Here is a 15,674-nt window from a genome sequence, read left to right as displayed (position 1 = left end):
CCCCCTCAAGATGAGATTTCCCAATTCGTAAGACCCCTGGTAGACGACCAGGTTGATAGGTTCGGGGTGGAAGCGCAGCAATGTGTGGAGCTGACGAATACTAATCGGTCGAGGGCTTATCCTATCAATACTCCACGAACCTTCGTGGAGGCCTCAAGAGCCCTTGAGGTAACGTTTCATCTCTCTCTCTTCTTCGGTTCGCATTCAGTTTTCAGGGAATAAACCCTTTATTCATTGCTAAAAACCACGTCATGAATGCGTGGTTTTTTTGTTTTCCTACGCAACCATTCCCCGTCTATCCGTCCGCACAAAAAACCCGGAGCAACTCCGGGCTATTCCATGTAGAACGAAGTATCGTTCCGGGTAATTTTGAGAAGTCCCGGCTTTCCAGCTCGCTTTAACAAAAAGATGATCCACATTTGCGGGAGCATGTACCAGATATGTACGGCGAGAAGCGAGAGCCAGTAAGGAAACGGCACCCACGGATACAAACAGCCGGGAACGGCAAGCCCGATCCAGAACAGCTGACGGTGAATACGAATAAAACCGCCAAGCGGGGCATACTCTCCCGGGATCAAACCAAACCAGGGCGGACGAACGTCGAACGACCAGGAGCCGCGCTGGCCGGAACCGAGATATTTCAAATACAAGGAGGTCAAGCCACAGAGCATAAGCGGGATCAGCACGATCCCGCCGGCCATCCACAGCAAGCTCCAAGCCGATACGGCTACAGCCAGATAAAGTGCCGCGGAAAGCGGTAATACCCCGTAGAGCAGCAGCGGCAGGGGGCGATGGCGTATGCGTTTGACCAATTTGTAGTTATAGACCGTTGCTTCTTTATCCAAGCGATGCAAGTAAATATACCTCCCGGCTGACGGTTCGCTGCTTCTGCAAGTACGCGATGACAAGATCTTCGAAAAGATTCCCTTTCTATTATATAAGGAACGCGATAACAATGGAACCATTCGCCCAGTTCCCACATACTTTATCTTACCATCCGCAATTTGCTTGAACATGGACTATTTTTTCTCAAAAATCCGGGTAACTCTAGTTTACGAGATTCGATTTTGTGGCATACTGGTAGAGAAAAGGCGGGTGAACCGAGTGGAACAAGAGGAAATGAAAACCTACACTTGTATCATATGCGACCAGCCGAAGCCAGACGGGATCATGATTTGTTCGGAATTTATATGCGACGCTTGCGAATCGGAGATGGTCCAGACGGATGTATTGGATGCCAAATATCCGTTCTTCATTCATCGGATGAACAAAATATGGTATAAAATGAATGCTTAGGCGGCCATGGCCTTTGGCCGGAGAGACGCTTCGTCCAGGGGTACGTACAGGCCCAAGGTATCGGGCTGAGAGGGTAGTTTGTTAAAAGCTGTATGGTTCAAAAGGTCTTCCGGCGAGGGGCAGGCCTTTTTTTGCTTTTTGGCTCCTTGATCCTGTATGGTTAACGTATAGCGGCAGGAGGAGGCAAAACCAATGAAGCGCGAGGATGCGCCGTTACTGGAGGCGCTTTTGACTCATAGCAGCAACTATGAAACCGGCTTTCACGTACCCGGACACCGCTCCGGAAGAGGGCTGCAGCCGGAAGCTCATATTTTTCGGGATATTATGAAAATTGATTTGACCGAATTAACCGGACTGGATGACCTTCACGACCCGGAAGGACCGATTCTTCAGGCGCAGCAGCTGGCTGCAAAATGCTTCGGCGCCGAAGCGACGTTTTTTCTCGTAAACGGGAGCACGGTAGGTAACTTGGCAGCTGTGTTAACCCTATGCTCGCCTGATGATGTCGTTATCGTTCAAAGAAATGTGCATAAGTCGATTCTGCACGGGTTGATGCTTGCCGGTGCCCGCGCGGTTTTTGTACAGCCGCTCTGCGACGAGGCTTCCGGATTGCCGGCAGGCGTTCGGCTGCACGATGTGGAGACAGCTTTGCAGCAGTATCCGGAGGCGACAGGGGTCATTGTGACCAATCCGAATTATTACGGGATGGGGATCGACTTGACGAAGCTTGCGGACTTGGTACATGCATACGGCAAACCTCTTGTCGTGGATGAAGCTCACGGTGCGCATTACGGCTTCCATCCGGATATTCCCCAGTCGGCACTAGCCGGAGGAGCGGATGTAGTGATCCAGTCCACTCATAAAATGCTGACAGCTCTCACGATGGGCGCCATGCTCCATGTTCAAGGCCCGCGGATCGACCGCGAGCTGCTGAAGCAGCGCCTCGCCATGCTGCAAAGCTCCAGCCCTTCCTATCCCATTATGGCTTCGCTGGATGCGAGCCGGCGTCTTCTTCATACAGAAGGAACAGGTTGGATCAGCCGTAGCCTGCAAGAACTAGAACGGCTGGAGCTGGCGATTCGGCGGTGGCCGTGGTACCGGACGATCCAAGGATCGCCTTCGGCCGCATACGAATCGAAGGACCCGTTTAAGGTGGCTGTATCCGATGTTACCGGAACGCTGGACGGCTTCATGCTCCGCCGGCAGTTGGAGGGCAGGGGCCTGATGTGCGAAATGGCCGACCCCAGGCATGTACTGCTCGTGTTCAGCCTGTCCGTACAGAAGTCGGAGATAGACGCTCTGTTGGCGGGACTCGGGCAAATTGCTGCCGATTTCGACTTGGCAGATAAGCTGAATAGCAGCAAGGGAGAGCGCCTCCCGGCCGACCGTGCGGAAACGTATGAGACAGGGACAGGGGTGTCCGAGCCGGTTCCGTTTCGTATGGCCAAGCCGGGACACTTGAGTGCGGTACCGGTATCCGAGGCGTCGGGATTCGTATCAGGGGAGATGATTATTCCCTACCCGCCGGGGATTCCGATCTTATATCCTGGCGAGCGGATCACGGAACAGAGTGTTCGTGCTATAACCGAGCTGGCCTCCAAAGGCGCGAAATTCCAAGGGGCTGCCGACCCGAAGCTTCGAACGATTCAAATTGTTAACATAAGATAAGGGCAGGAAATGGAAGATGTAATAGCGAATGTATAAGAATGGCGAAAATGCTTACCATGGGAGAACAGATCGTGACTACTACTGGATTTTTCGTAACGGTTGAAGGCGGAGAAGGCGCAGGAAAGACGACGGCGATTCGCTCGATCGAACAAGTATTGATGCAGGCGGGGTATGAAGTCGTCGTTACCCGGGAGCCCGGAGGTATTACGATTGCGGAGCAAATCCGTGAAGTTATATTGGACAAAAACAACGTCACGATGGATGGAAGAACGGAAGCGCTGCTGTATGCGGCTGCGAGGCGTCAGCACTTGGTAGAGAAAGTAAGGCCGGCTTTGCAGGCCGGGAAGGTGGTGCTGTGCGACCGGTTTATCGACAGCAGTCTTGCGTACCAAGGTTATGCCCGCGGACTTGGTATAGACGAAATATTCGATATCAACCGGTTTGCCATTGATGGAACGATGCCCGACCTTACTTTATTTCTCGACGTATCGCCTGAAGTAGGGTTAGCCCGCATTCATGCCAATCGGGATCGCGAAGTCAATCGGCTTGATCTGGAAGCTCTTTCGTTTCATGAACGGGTCAGAGCCGGATACCGACAGCTTCTCGAACGGTTCCCGGACCGGATCATCCGCGTCGACGCCGATCAATCGGAGTCGGATGTCGTTCGTGCCTTGTCGGATGTCGTAACGGATCGATTGCGCAGCAGGAACACTACCAAGCAAAATAGTGTATAATAAAGTGATGTGCCCCTTCGAAAGAAGGGCTCATCCTGTCGAATGGTTGGTTGGGTCCGCGGTATGATTTGCCAAACAGGCGCATCCGTACGCCTTGTAAACGTTTTCTGTAAAATGTGGTATAATACGCATACGGACGGTGCCTAACAATCGATCAGAGGAGGGATTGCACATGAAACTGGTAATCGCGGTAGTACAGGATAAAGACAGCAACCGGTTGTCGAATGCACTGGTTAAGGAAGGATTTCGTGCGACGAAGCTGGCCAGTACCGGCGGTTTTCTGAAGGCCGGCAATACGACGTTTATGATCGGGATTGAAGATGAACGAATTCATGAAGTGTTCCATGTTATTAAAGCGAACTGCAAAGTACGCGACCAACTGGTAACGCCGGTGTCGCCTATGGGAGGCACGACGGATTCTTACATCCCGTTCCCGGTCGAAGTGCAAGTTGGCGGAGCAGCCGTGTTCGTTCTTCCTGTAGAACGTTTTGAGCATTTCTAAGTTACTACGTATATAAAGGAAGGAACTAGACGTCGTGAAAATCAATCCCGGCTGGCGCCCGTTCGGGAAACCGATCCAAATGAGCGATGGTCCGGCATCGACCCCGATCGCACCCAAAAATTTCTCCGATATGCTGAATCAGCAAGACGGGAAAGCGGATGCCGAGCAATTGAACCGGATGCTTCAACAAATTCAACTGCAGGGCGAGCGTCTGAGCAAGTCGATGACGGTTCGCGAGCTGCGTGCCTATAAGCTGCTGGTTAAGCAGTTTCTGGAGAAAACCGTACGCAAAGGGATCGGTATTAAGGATACTTCCGGATGGGACCGCCGCGGGCGCGGCAAACGATATAAGCTGCTGGACGAAATCGATCAGCACCTGATCGGGATGGCGGACGAGATGCTCGATACGGAAGAAGGCAAGATCGAGCTTCTGAGCAAAGTCGGAGAAATCCGCGGGATGCTGATCAATCTGTTTTACTAGCATTCATGGAGAGAGTGATTATGAACTTTCAATCGATACCGGGACAGGAGAGGGCCAAGCGCTTGCTGCAAAACGGCTTGCGTTTGGACAAACTGTCCCATGCTTATATATTCGCCGGACCGCTCGGCAGCGGACCCAAAGAGATGGCGAGAGCGTTCGTGGCCGCATTGTTCTGTACGCGCGGCTCCGACGAAGCTTGCGGCGAATGTCTGGAGTGCCGGAAGCTGGCGCACGGCAACCACCCCGATCTGACTTGGGTGGAGCCTGACGGGGCGAGCATCAAGATCGATCAGATTCGTACGCTTCAGCAGCAGTTCGCTTATCGTTCGTCTTCATCCGGGACCAAAGTGTATGTACTGAATGAAGCCGACAGGATGACGGTTCAGGCGGCGAACAGCCTGCTCAAGTTTCTGGAGGAGCCGCAGACTCCGTCGATCGCGATCCTGATTACCGAGAACGGACAAGCCCTGCTGCCGACCATCCAATCCCGTGCGCAATGGGTTCCGTTCCTGCCGCTGCCACCGGATCAGATGAAGGGTGCGCTACTGGCCGAAGGGCTTCAGGCCGAGCTTGTGCACCCCGCAGTCCATCTCGCCTCCGGGCTGGAGGCGGCCCGATCGCTTATCCAAATAAATTGGTTTGCAGAAACGAGAAACGTGATGATACAATTGATGAAGGATGTGGCAAGCAAACAGTCGTTTGTCGTATCCGTTCAGCAGAAGGTTATAAAGTCCGAAGTAGCCGATCATTTGGACACCTTGTTCGATATGATTATATTATGGTACAAAGATCTCATTCATGTATCGTTCGGCAGAAAACGAAGCATTGTTTATATAGATCAGGCGGACTGGCTGGCCAAGCAAGCTTTTACCCGGGACGCCGACGGTTGGATCAGTTGCATGGAACGTGCCGTAGAGGCGCGCAAGCGGCTTCGATCCAACGCTAACGCTCAGCTTGTTTTGGAGCAGTTCCTGATCGGAGTGAAATAATGTTTTACTCAGGGGGGGAGCAGGTGTATAGTGTCGTAGGAGTCCGTTTCAAAAAAGCGGGCAAAGTGTATTATTTCGATCCCTCGGATCTTCCTATACAGCAAGACGACGCGGTAATCGTGGAAACGGCGCGCGGAGTCGAATATGGAAAAGTCGTGATCGGCAGACGCACCGTCGGCGAATCGGATGTCGTACTTCCATTGAAGCGCGTCATACGAGTTGCGGACATATCCGATGCCAAACTTGTCGATGAGAACAAAAATGCAGCCAGAAATGCGATGGTTACTTGCCAGGACAAAATTCGGGAGCATCAGCTGAAGATGAAGCTGGTGGACGTGGAATATACGTTTGACCGCAACAAAATTATTTTTTACTTCACAGCCGAAGGCCGGATCGACTTCCGGGAGCTGGTTAAAGACCTGGCCGGCATATTCCGGACACGGATCGAGCTTCGCCAGATCGGAGTTCGCGACGAAGCGAAGATGCTGGGCGGCATCGGCCCATGCGGGCGCATTCTGTGCTGCTCCTCCTTTCTCGGAGATTTTGAGCCGGTTTCGATCAAGATGGCGAAGGATCAAAATTTATCGCTGAATCCGACGAAAATTTCCGGTTTGTGCGGCCGGCTGATGTGCTGCCTGAAGTATGAGCACGACCAGTACGAAAGCGGCAAACAGGAGATGCCTCGGGTCGGCAGCGTCGTCATCACGTCGATGGGCAACGGAAAAGTGGTTGGCCTGAATGTGGAGAATCGCACGATCAAAGTTCAATTGTTCGATACCGGTAAAGTAGAGTTCATGCCTTGCGACGATGTCGTAGAACAAGATTAGCCGATACATGACACGGCGGGCCAGACCTAATCGGCCCGCTTGAAGTATAGTTGGCACTGGGGTGCGGACGTGGAGAAAAAAGATCTGTTTACGCATATGCAGCAATTGGAAGATCAGGTGGGCGGGATTCATCAATACATTGGAGAATTGAAGCAGGAAATCGTCCAACTGCTGGAAGAGAACAAAAGACTTACGATTGAAAACCAGCAGTTGCGCAAGCTGCTGCGGCGTGACCCGGAGCCGCCCGAGATTGTCCAGGAGCAGGAGCAGACGGATAAAGCGGCCAAAGAAGCTCCAATCGTCGGTGAAGGTTATGATAATTTGGCCCGGCTGTATCAAGAAGGGTTTCATATATGCAATGTGCATTACGGACATTTGCGAACGGAGAAAGATTGCTTGTTCTGCTTGTCGTTTCTAAACAAATAAACCGAGATGGACCGTGGAGTGCAAAAGACGGCGGGAATCAGCTGCCGGATGAGCCGCTCTGCGGTTTTTTCTGGAGAAGGGAGCGTAAGTCATGGACCGACATGTGGACATCAGACCCGGGGAACGTTTGGACGACTTGCTGACACACGATATCCGGATCATTCAAAGCGATGACGTGTTCAGCTTCTCGCTGGATGCGGTTCTGCTGGGCCGGTTTTGCACCGTGCCGCCTCGCGGACGGGTGGCCGATCTTTGTACAGGTAACGGCGTTATCCCTCTGCTGCTCTCGACGCGAACAAAGGCGGATATAGTGGGTGTGGAAATTCAGGAGAAATTGGCCGCCATGGCCGTCCGCAACATGCGGTTGAACGGTTTGGAGGAACGGATTCGCATCGTGCAGGACGATCTGAAGACGGTACATCAGTCGCTGGGGTATGGGAAATTCGACGTGGTGACGGTGAATCCCCCGTACTTGCCGGTTGCCTCCGGCGATTGGAAGACAAATCCGCATATAGCGGCAGCCCGTCACGAGATCTACTGTACGCTGGACGACGTACTGGCTGCATGCAGCCGGCTCGTCCGGACCGGCGGCAAAGTTGCGATGGTGCATCGCCCCTCCCGGCTTGCCGAGATCCTGTGCGGAATGAGACAGCACCGGCTGGAGCCGAAACGGATACGGCTTGTTCATCCGAGGGCGGGCGAGGAAGCGAATATCGTACTGATCGAGGCGGTCCGCGACGGGAAGCCGGAGCTTCGGGTGCTTCCCCCGCTTATCGTCTATGAGGGGAGCCAGTATTGTCGCGAGCTGCTCGACGTCTATTACGGAAGAAGCGACAGGCTCGGAACGGATGAACCGGATCTGGAACGTCAGCAGGTGGAGACAGGTAAAGGTGAGCTGTCTTTATAAGGAAGCTAGCCAACGTATCGGAGGGATTGATTTTGACTGTAAATAACCGCAATAGAAACAGCGGGGAGGGGCATCCCGGACCGGGGACGGGGAAGCTGTATCTGGTGGCAACGCCGATTGGTAACCTGGAGGACATGACGTTCCGCGCCATCCGTATTTTGAAGGAAGTGGGCTGTATCGCCGCCGAGGATACCCGGCAAACCCGCAAGCTGCTTACTCACTTCGAGATTCCGACGCGCCTGGTCAGCTATCACGAGCATAACAAGCGGGCAAGCGGACCGGAGCTCGTCCGGATGATGGAAGAAGGGCAATCGATCGCTCTGGTGAGCGACGCCGGAATGCCGGCCATTTCCGATCCGGGTTATGACCTGGTATGTCTGGCCATAGAGGCCGGTATCGATGTCGTGCCGATACCTGGTGCGAATGCGGCGCTGTCTGCCTTGATCATCTCGGGTCTTCCGACGGAACGGTTTTTGTTTGCGGGTTTTCTTCCCAGGGAGCGCAAGAAGCTGAAAGAAGAGCTGGAGCGGCTTCGTTCCGTGCCCGCCACCCTGATTTTCTATGAATCGCCGCATCGGATAACGAAAACGCTCGAGGTGATGCGCGAAGTATGGGGAGATCACCCGATCGCGGTAGTTCGGGAGCTGACTAAGAGATACGAAGAGGTGCTGAGAGGCTCGTTCGGCGAATGCCTGGACATCTTGCAGGAGAGGGAGCCTAAGGGAGAATATTGTCTGGTCGTGGACCGGAACGGGGTGGACCCGGTAAGCGGATCAGGCGAAGCGGGAGATTGGTGGACAGGGTTATCCGTCGCGGAGCATGTAGCGAAGTACGAGAGGGAAACCGGGGATAAGAAAGAAGCGATGAAACGGGCGGCCGCAGACCGAAACGTAAGCAAGCGGGACATCTACAATGCGCTGCTTGAAAAGTAAATGAAAAAAAGATCCCCATGCGTATGCCATCACAATACGCTTGGGGATGTAGAGGAGATATATAAAGGTTAGAATTAACAATGTTCGTATTCCTATTATAACCTATAATTTCGATTTTGTCTTTTAATTTGTCATAGATTTATAAATTTCTGCGAGTTCGGCCAAACATTCTTTGCTGATCATTTTACCTTTGAAGTAAACGAGGTTGTCAGCGTTCCCTGTAAAGATACAAGCGGGTTCATATTTCTTGAGCATGATCCGTTCGCCATCTACGTAAATCTCAAGCGCATCTTTCTCCCCGATTCCCAAAGTACGGCGAAGCTCTATTGGAATCACGACACGCCCGAGCTCATCAACCTTTCGGACAATACCAGTGGACTTCATCATGTGTATTTCTCCTCCCAAATTAATTCGTCATTATTCGACATTCTTTTCACTATTAATCATACCAACCATTCCCATAACAGTCAACCGAATTTGGGGCTCCTGAACGTGATTTGGCGCGCGCAAATTATTGTTGTTGACATAGAAGGTGCTGATAACACTGGGTATTTTCGCGGTCTTCATGGAAGTAAATACCTTACATTCCATGTAAAGATAGAGCAGGAGTTGTCAGTTTTTCGCGAGATTTGACTGTCAAAAATTTAATATTATTCGACAATTTTGCGGCATTATGTCGAACTTCGGCGACAATTTCCCTGCGATTGTCAAGGCGGCTCGAAACCTTTCCGGTAGGTGATTTGCCCGATATTGGTATATACTTGAAGAGAACCAACAACAGCGATTATTTCTGCAAAATTCAAGTACGGGAGGGTTGGGTATGCCCCGCCAATTGCGCGAAGAAAAAGTGTTTAAAGACCCGGTGCACAAATACATCTACGTCCAGGATGAGACGATCTGGAATCTGATCAATACGAAAGAGTTCCAGCGGCTTCGCCGGATTCGCCAACTGGGAACTTCGTTCATGACGTTTCACGGCGCGGAGCACAGCCGCTTCTCTCACTCTCTTGGCGTCTACGAAGTGGCCCGGCGCATCATCTCCCAATTCGAACGGAACGGATACGCCGATTGGCCGGGCGAGGAGCGGCTGTTGTGCTTGTGCTCCGCGCTTCTTCACGATATCGGGCACGGTCCATTCTCGCATTCGGTCGAAAAAGTGTTCGGCACCCATCATGAAGAGTGGACCTGCAAGCTGGTGCTCGGAGATACCGAGGTAAACCGCGTGCTGTCGGAGGCTGACCCGGAACTTCCGCGCAAAGTGTCTGAAGTCATCTGCAAATCGTACGAGAAAGAAATCGTAGTCAGTCTCATCTCCAGCCAATTGGACGCCGATCGGATGGATTATTTGCTTCGCGATGCTTATTTTACCGGGGTCCACTATGGAACGTTCGACATGGAACGCATTCTTCGCGTCATTCGGCCGCACCGGGGCCATATCGTGGTGAAGGAAAGCGGCATGCACGCGATCGAGGATTACCTGATGTCGCGTTACCAGATGTACTGGCAGGTTTACTTTCATCCGGTTACGCGCAGCTCGGAAATTGGGCTCCGTAAAATATTCGAAAGAGCAAAGCGGCTTTATGGGGACAGCTACCCGTTTCGATTTTTGATGGGGCCGCTTGTAGGACTGCTGGAGAACAATTTGTCGATCGGCGAATATTTGGAGCTCGACGAGTCTTATATCCAAATGACCATTATGCAATGGAGCAAGGAACAGGACCCGATCCTGTCGGATCTGTGCGAACGTTTCCTGCACAGACGGCTATTTAAATATGCCGCAACCGACGCCTGGGACGAGCCCCTCAAGTGGGAACTGCGGTCCGGGCTTGCTGCGGCCGGCATCGATCCGGACTTTTATCTGGAGATTGACTCCATCACCGACATGCCCTACGACGTATACCGGCCCGGAGACGAAGAAGAAAGCTTGCCGATCCTGTTGTTAAGCGATCAGGAAGGGCTTACGGAAATATCGCGAAAGTCGGATATCATCCGCTCGATCAGCGGAATTCATAGAGGGAAGCAGCATATTTATTATCCCGAGGAGCTTGTCCGGGACAGAGCGTCGGCGCTCCCTAGCAGCATCCGGAAAATGCTCGGCTTGGACAGGGTATAATAGTAGAAAAGGTCTCGAACATCATTGTTTTTGGAGGATGGATATATGCTTACCGATACGCACACGCATATGAATGCAAGCCAGTTTGACGAGGACCGGGATCAAGTCATCGAGCGCGCCCGCGAGCAGGGGGTCAGCCGGATGATCAACATCGGCTTTAACCGGGAGACAATACCTACCTCGCTTGAATTGACCGAGCGGTACGACTTTATATATACGGCGGTAGGGTGGCATCCGACAGATGCGATCGATATGAAGCCGGACGATCTGGATTGGATTGAGCAATTATGTTCTCGGGACAAAGTGGTGGCGATCGGTGAGATCGGACTGGACTATTACTGGGACACGTCTCCCAAAGAGGTGCAGCACCGCGTATTCCGGGAACAGATCCGGCTCGCCAGAAAGCTTGGCATGCCGATCGTCATCCATAACCGGGACGCTCATCACGACGTCGTTCAATTGCTCCGGGAAGAAAAAGCGGAGGATGTCGGAGGCGTCATGCACTGCTTTTCCGGCAGTTGGGAGACGGCCAAGCTGTGCCTGGATATGAACTTTTATATTTCGTTCGGCGGGCCGATTACGTACAAAAACGCGAAACAGCCGAAGGAAGTGCTTGCTCAGGTGCCGCTTGACCGGCTGCTTGTCGAAACCGATGCACCGTATTTGACCCCGCACCCTTTCCGGGGAAAACGGAATGAGACCGGATATGTGAAACTGGTTGCGGAAGCGGCGGCGGATATACTAGGCATTTCATTCGAGGAGCTTGCCAGGATCACGTCAGAAAATGCGACACGGCTGTTCCGTCTCCCCTGATCCGATTTTTTACGAAAAAATATAAATCCCCGTCGCTGCAACCGGAGAACGCTCGAAAAGCGTGCCGGTTGCAGCGGCGGGGATTTTTAATGTTAACTTGCGCTTGCCGGATTTATTCGGAATGACCGGAGGCCGCCCGGATGCCTCGCATCCGGAAAATCCAGGCAAGCGAAACGCCGAGGAGCGGGAGAGCCAGCAGCCATATTGTGAATACCGCTGGCCGGAACAAGGGCAGCGTCATGATCGCGATCTGGACGAGCTGGGCTATGAACGCGATCCGGGCGGCCGAAGGACGGCGCAACGTGCCGGGAATCGGATAGAGCGCGGTCCAGACGGAATGTCGGTGGAATCGTCCCAGAGCCGACAGCTGTACGTTCGTCATTACTTGGAACAGCATGTATACGACGGCGAACGTAACCGGACTTTCCACGAACAGCAGGATGATGACCGCGAGCAGCGTGATTCTCATCGTGATGCCGAACAGTTCGGAGCGCAGCAGCGTAAGCGAGTATAGGTACCGGAAGGCGTTAGACGCGCGGAACGGTACGAGCCCGGCTAATCCGGACAGAAGCCGGCGGGGTTTCACCCGGCTCGGCAGTTCTTCCACATCGATGAACCCGTTGAAAAATAACAGCATCGTCAGCCGGTGACCGGCTTCTTTTCTTCTTAAATACGGCCAATTGACGGGAATCCGGCGGGACAGACGAGCCCAGGCAGCAGCTGCGCCGATGGCCGCCAGGAGGACGATGGAAGCGGCTAAGATTTCGTACCGGTACAAGGCGTACAAGACGACCGCATCGGCTGCAAATCTACAGATCCGGAAGCAGACTCTGTGGCCGGTCCGTACGAAGGCGCTTTCCGTCCAAGCTCCGAGCATGTTGGCAAATTTCAGCGCCAGCGCGAACAGCAGAAGCGCGAGGAACGGCTGGGCGTTCTCCCCGTATCCGTGCCGGTACAGCGGCATGCTCGCTGTAAAAGCGACCACCAAAAGGAACGATTGGGACAAGTAGCTGTACAGCATCGCGCCCCGGAAGTACGGTCCCATCCGGGCTTCCATCGGCAGCAGGAAGATCAGATCCGCTTCCCGCAGCAGCGTCCGGATCGGGCTAACTGCGATAAAAGGCGTCAGCCATAAAGCGATGACGATTGCATACGGAAACGTTTCCGGTATGCGTTCAAGAGCTTTGCCGTAAAAATAGGAGGAGGCGATGAACACGATCAGGAGAAACAGGAAAAATCCGCTCTGCCCGGCATATGCCGTATACCGCGACACGATTTTCAGATGGGCCGTCAGCCGGTTTTTCCATAAAGCGGCTGCGGGGTTCATGTCGGCCCCCCTTTTACTAGCGTATAAAATACGTCGTCGAGCGTTGTATCGGGGACAGCCCCGGCGCTCCGGCGCAGCTCGTCGAGCGTCCCTTTCGACGCGATTCTCCCTTTGTTAAGGACGACATACCGGTCGCAATACGTTTCAAGCGTCGACAAAATATGAGAGCTGATCAAGAAGGCGGCGCCGTTCCGTTTGCGCTCCACCATCAGATCGAGCAGCGAACGGATACCGAGCGGATCGAGTCCGAGGAACGGTTCGTCGATGACATACAGCGGAGGTTCGACAAGAAATGCGTTCATGATCATTACTTTTTGACGCATGCCCTTCGACAAGGTCTGAGGGAAGGAGTCCAGCTTTTCGGTCATGTCGAATTGCCCGGCGAGCGTCTCCGAGCGGCGCTTGAATTGCGTCTCATCGAGTCCGTAAGCCATAGCCGTCATCCGTAAATGTTCGCGGATCGTCAGCTCCTCGTACAGTTCGGGGGCTTCGGGCACATAGGCAAAGGAGCCGCGGTACTTCTCGGCGTCGTCCGACACGCGGAGCCCTTTCACCCGAACTTCTCCCTGCTGAGGGACGAGCAGCCCGAGGATGTGTTTGATCGTCGTGCTTTTGCCTGCGCCGTTTAATCCGATCAGCCCGACCATCTCTCCGGAATCGATCGAAAACGAGAGTTCGTGGACGACCGGCCGGTTCCAGATGTAGCCGCCGGACATCCCCTGAATATGCAAAAACGGTTTCATAATGTTCCTCCACATGTAAGCTTTTACCTGTAGGACATCATAACATTTTTGTTCGAGCAAATCACGTTAAAGCGCTTTCTTTTCGCGTTTGACACACGAAGAAAGCGGCATAAAAGAATTAGACGAAGAAAAACAACGATTTGTTGCATAAAAAAAGTGAATTCTCGGTGATTTTTCCCCTTTTCGCATGAAAATCGGATTTATTTCCTCTTTACAGGTTTTTCATAAGGCTTTAATATAACGATCATAATGATTCTAACCGCATACCGCCATCGACTTACCCATCGCTGAGTTTCCGACAGGGAAACGGGGGAACCAAGTTATCTATGGGGTGAATACTGCACGAAGCCGTTCGCGGCGCTGTGCAATTAGGGCGACTCTCGCGTCCGAACCCGGCAGCTAACCTCGTAAGCGTGAAGAGAGAGGCACGATTGTCGGGCATTGATGCGCTCCCAAGTATGGGATGAGCATTCGATTCAACGCCGCGAGAAGAGTACCTCTTCGCCGCGGCTTTTATTTTCGCCTGAAACTATTTCTGCAGGACAGAGCGTACCGGATCTGTCAACGATTGTAGCCCGGAGCCTTACTAACGATGGCAATAGCGTGAATCATCCAAATTTAACCAGGTCACGTCAATTCTAGTCATGCGTAACACTCGACGGCGAGGCTGATGAAGGAGGACCGAAGAAGTGGGCGTTATTCAAAACGGAGAAACCCATGTAAAGCGATCATCCAGCATGTCTTTCGCAATGCGATGGAAGCATGGAAACTTGCGTTTGATCTTAGTAGGCGCTTTGTTTTCAATCGTGATGACAACGATGTTCGTGCTGCTCATGCAAGGCACGTCTATCAAAAAAGTGGGGTTAGTGGTAAACGGGGAAGAGAAACACATAAAAACGAGACAAACTACATTGTCCGCTCTTCTGGAAGAACAGCAAATTCCGGTAAGCGAGCACGACCGGGTCTCGGCGGTGCTTGGTACCGAGTTGAAGCATAACGATAAGTTTCATATCCAGCATACAATCCCGGTGCAGCTCACGGCTGACGGCAGAACCGAAACGTTATACACGGTCGGCAAAACCGTAGAGCAGACGCTGCAAGATCTCGGCATGGAGATCGGGGAACTCGACAAGCTGACGCCACCCGCGGAAGAAGCCGTAACGGAAGGCTCTCAAATTCAGATTGTCCGCGTGCACAAAGTTGTGGAAGACCAGACCGAAACGATTCCGTTCGAGACGGTCAAGCAAGACGATCCCAATCTGCTCAAGGGTAAGGAGCAGGTTGTATCGGAAGGCGTTGAAGGCGTACTTGCGAAGAAGATCGAGAAGGTGTACGAAGACGGCGAGCTCGTAGCCGAGAATGTCGTCGATACGAAAGTTGCACAGGAAAGCGTTACTAAAGTGGTTGCGCTTGGAACCAAAAATCCGGTAGTCGTCTTGTCCGCCTCTTCGCCGAATATCGATGAGGTAATGAAAGGCGATGTCAAATTCGGCTATAAGCAAATTTTGAATAATGTTACGCTAACCGCTTATTCCGTGGATGTTGCTTCAACAGGCAAGACCAGCGATCACCCTCAATACGGCATCACGTTTTCCGGTACCAAGGTAAGCGAAGGGCGTACGATCGCGGTTGATCCGAAAGTCATCCCGATTGGCTGGTGGGTGTACATCGAAGGGATCGGTCTGCGCCGAGCCGAGGATACGGGCAGTGCCATCAAAGGGAACAAGATTGACGTTTACTTCGACAACCCTGACTATGCCAAGCGTTTCGGCCTGAAGCGCGGGTACAAAGTCTATATTATCGGCAAAGAAAAGCCGGTAGATAATTAACGCTCCGCTGCTGTTTCGGGCCTTCCGGCCCCATCTATATTATTCAATTACCCGCAATACCGTTGATCGAAACGGAATCATTGGGTA

The 15,674-nt window shown here is 52.7% G+C and carries 17 protein-coding genes, 1 rRNA gene and 1 riboswitch; of the genes, 14 read left to right on the top strand and 4 right to left on the bottom strand.

Features of this window, described 5'->3' with window-relative positions:
* Window positions 1-124: ribosomal RNA gene (locus PV433_RS28415) — 23S ribosomal RNA — on the top strand; the annotation flags it as partial.
* Between the two features lie 208 nt (window positions 125-332).
* On the opposite strand, the gene PV433_RS28410 is transcribed toward PV433_RS28415, so the two are convergent.
* The gene (locus tag PV433_RS28410; RefSeq protein ID WP_332075378.1) at window positions 333-854 is read right to left on the bottom strand and encodes a hypothetical protein; all 522 of its coding nucleotides are present in this window, start codon (window positions 852-854) and stop codon (window positions 333-335) included.
* Window positions 855-1,119: 265 nt separating this feature from the next.
* Here PV433_RS28410 and PV433_RS28405 point away from each other — a divergent pair, with 265 nt between their 5' ends.
* The 10 genes from PV433_RS28405 (at window position 1,120) to rsmI (ending at window position 8,762) form a co-directional block, all read left to right on the top strand.
* Complete coding sequence (locus PV433_RS28405) at window positions 1,120-1,296, top strand: sigma factor G inhibitor Gin (RefSeq protein ID WP_190931693.1); 177 nt, start codon at window positions 1,120-1,122, stop codon at window positions 1,294-1,296.
* Window positions 1,297-1,488: 192 nt separating this feature from the next.
* A complete protein-coding gene (locus PV433_RS28400; RefSeq protein WP_332075377.1) occupies window positions 1,489-2,964 on the top strand; it encodes an aminotransferase class I/II-fold pyridoxal phosphate-dependent enzyme in 1,476 nt (491 codons plus the stop codon).
* Window positions 2,965-3,035: 71 nt separating this feature from the next.
* Entirely contained in the window at window positions 3,036-3,698 is a 663-nt protein-coding gene (gene tmk, locus PV433_RS28395; protein WP_332075376.1) for a dTMP kinase, read from the top strand.
* Between the two features lie 172 nt (window positions 3,699-3,870).
* Window positions 3,871-4,200, top strand: a complete 330-nt coding sequence (locus PV433_RS28390) for a cyclic-di-AMP receptor (RefSeq protein ID WP_190931634.1) — start codon at window positions 3,871-3,873, stop codon at window positions 4,198-4,200.
* Between the two features lie 34 nt (window positions 4,201-4,234).
* Window positions 4,235-4,681: a YaaR family protein gene (locus PV433_RS28385; RefSeq protein WP_332075375.1), complete on the top strand. Its 447-nt coding sequence runs from the start codon at window positions 4,235-4,237 to the stop codon at window positions 4,679-4,681.
* Window positions 4,682-4,701: 20 nt separating this feature from the next.
* Complete coding sequence (gene holB, locus PV433_RS28380; RefSeq protein ID WP_332075374.1) at window positions 4,702-5,670, top strand: DNA polymerase III subunit delta'; 969 nt, start codon at window positions 4,702-4,704, stop codon at window positions 5,668-5,670.
* 23 nt (window positions 5,671-5,693) lie between these two features.
* On the top strand, window positions 5,694-6,497 hold the full coding sequence (locus PV433_RS28375) for a PSP1 domain-containing protein (RefSeq protein ID WP_190931637.1): 804 nt from the start codon (window positions 5,694-5,696) through the stop codon (window positions 6,495-6,497).
* A gap of 69 nt (window positions 6,498-6,566) precedes the next feature.
* Entirely contained in the window at window positions 6,567-6,923 is a 357-nt protein-coding gene (gene yabA, locus PV433_RS28370) for a DNA replication initiation control protein YabA (RefSeq protein WP_332075373.1), read from the top strand.
* Between the two features lie 91 nt (window positions 6,924-7,014).
* Window positions 7,015-7,830, top strand: a complete 816-nt coding sequence (locus tag PV433_RS28365; protein ID WP_332075372.1) for a tRNA1(Val) (adenine(37)-N6)-methyltransferase — start codon at window positions 7,015-7,017, stop codon at window positions 7,828-7,830.
* 32 nt (window positions 7,831-7,862) lie between these two features.
* Entirely contained in the window at window positions 7,863-8,762 is a 900-nt protein-coding gene (gene rsmI / locus PV433_RS28360; RefSeq protein WP_332075371.1) for a 16S rRNA (cytidine(1402)-2'-O)-methyltransferase, read from the top strand.
* A gap of 123 nt (window positions 8,763-8,885) precedes the next feature.
* Here the strand turns inward: rsmI and PV433_RS28355 are convergent, their stop codons facing one another.
* Complete coding sequence (locus PV433_RS28355; RefSeq protein ID WP_110843775.1) at window positions 8,886-9,149, bottom strand: AbrB/MazE/SpoVT family DNA-binding domain-containing protein; 264 nt, start codon at window positions 9,147-9,149, stop codon at window positions 8,886-8,888.
* Window positions 9,150-9,582: 433 nt separating this feature from the next.
* On the opposite strand from PV433_RS28355, the gene PV433_RS28350 reads away from it, so the two are divergent.
* Both PV433_RS28350 and PV433_RS28345 read left to right on the top strand, forming a co-directional pair.
* Complete coding sequence (locus tag PV433_RS28350; protein WP_332075370.1) at window positions 9,583-10,875, top strand: HD domain-containing protein; 1,293 nt, start codon at window positions 9,583-9,585, stop codon at window positions 10,873-10,875.
* Window positions 10,876-10,920: 45 nt separating this feature from the next.
* Window positions 10,921-11,688 (top strand): TatD family hydrolase, encoded by a 768-nt coding sequence (locus PV433_RS28345; protein ID WP_332075369.1) that lies wholly within the window; start codon window positions 10,921-10,923, stop codon window positions 11,686-11,688.
* 112 nt (window positions 11,689-11,800) lie between these two features.
* Here the strand turns inward: PV433_RS28345 and PV433_RS28340 are convergent, their stop codons facing one another.
* Complete coding sequence (locus PV433_RS28340) at window positions 11,801-13,015, bottom strand: ABC transporter permease (protein ID WP_332075368.1); 1,215 nt, start codon at window positions 13,013-13,015, stop codon at window positions 11,801-11,803.
* A complete protein-coding gene (locus PV433_RS28335) occupies window positions 13,012-13,758 on the bottom strand; it encodes an ABC transporter ATP-binding protein (protein WP_332075367.1) in 747 nt (248 codons plus the stop codon). The genes PV433_RS28340 and PV433_RS28335 overlap by 4 nt, the downstream gene beginning before the upstream one ends.
* A 275-nt stretch (window positions 13,759-14,033) precedes the next feature.
* Window positions 14,034-14,186: riboswitch (cyclic di-AMP (ydaO/yuaA leader) on the top strand.
* A 342-nt stretch (window positions 14,187-14,528) separates the two neighbouring features.
* On the opposite strand from PV433_RS28335, the gene PV433_RS28330 reads away from it, so the two are divergent.
* A complete protein-coding gene (locus tag PV433_RS28330) occupies window positions 14,529-15,587 on the top strand; it encodes a ubiquitin-like domain-containing protein (RefSeq protein ID WP_332075366.1) in 1,059 nt (352 codons plus the stop codon).
* Window positions 15,588-15,674 lie beyond the last annotated feature (87 nt).

The organism is Paenibacillus sp. GYB004 (assembly GCF_036577605.1).
GTDB classification, from domain to species: domain Bacteria; phylum Bacillota; class Bacilli; order Paenibacillales; family NBRC-103111; genus Paenibacillus_AB; species Paenibacillus_AB oceani.
The sequence above is the reverse complement of the archived record's forward strand: the minus strand, read 5'-3'. Positions and strand labels throughout refer to the sequence as shown.

Coding starts and splice junctions, on each gene's coding strand:
- PV433_RS28340 (WP_332075368.1), bottom strand. CDS start 13,015: ATGAACCCCGCAGCCGCTTTATGGAAAAACCGGCTGACGGCCCATCTG.
- PV433_RS28355 (WP_110843775.1), bottom strand. CDS start 9,149: ATGATGAAGTCCACTGGTATTGTCCGAAAGGTTGATGAGCTCGGGCGT.
- PV433_RS28350 (WP_332075370.1), top strand. CDS start 9,583: ATGCCCCGCCAATTGCGCGAAGAAAAAGTGTTTAAAGACCCGGTGCAC.
- PV433_RS28405 (WP_190931693.1), top strand. CDS start 1,120: ATGAAAACCTACACTTGTATCATATGCGACCAGCCGAAGCCAGACGGG.
- PV433_RS28345 (WP_332075369.1), top strand. CDS start 10,921: ATGCTTACCGATACGCACACGCATATGAATGCAAGCCAGTTTGACGAG.
- PV433_RS28335 (WP_332075367.1), bottom strand. CDS start 13,758: ATGAAACCGTTTTTGCATATTCAGGGGATGTCCGGCGGCTACATCTGG.
- PV433_RS28400 (WP_332075377.1), top strand. CDS start 1,489: ATGAAGCGCGAGGATGCGCCGTTACTGGAGGCGCTTTTGACTCATAGC.
- holB (WP_332075374.1), top strand. CDS start 4,702: ATGAACTTTCAATCGATACCGGGACAGGAGAGGGCCAAGCGCTTGCTG.
- PV433_RS28390 (WP_190931634.1), top strand. CDS start 3,871: ATGAAACTGGTAATCGCGGTAGTACAGGATAAAGACAGCAACCGGTTG.
- PV433_RS28365 (WP_332075372.1), top strand. CDS start 7,015: ATGGACCGACATGTGGACATCAGACCCGGGGAACGTTTGGACGACTTG.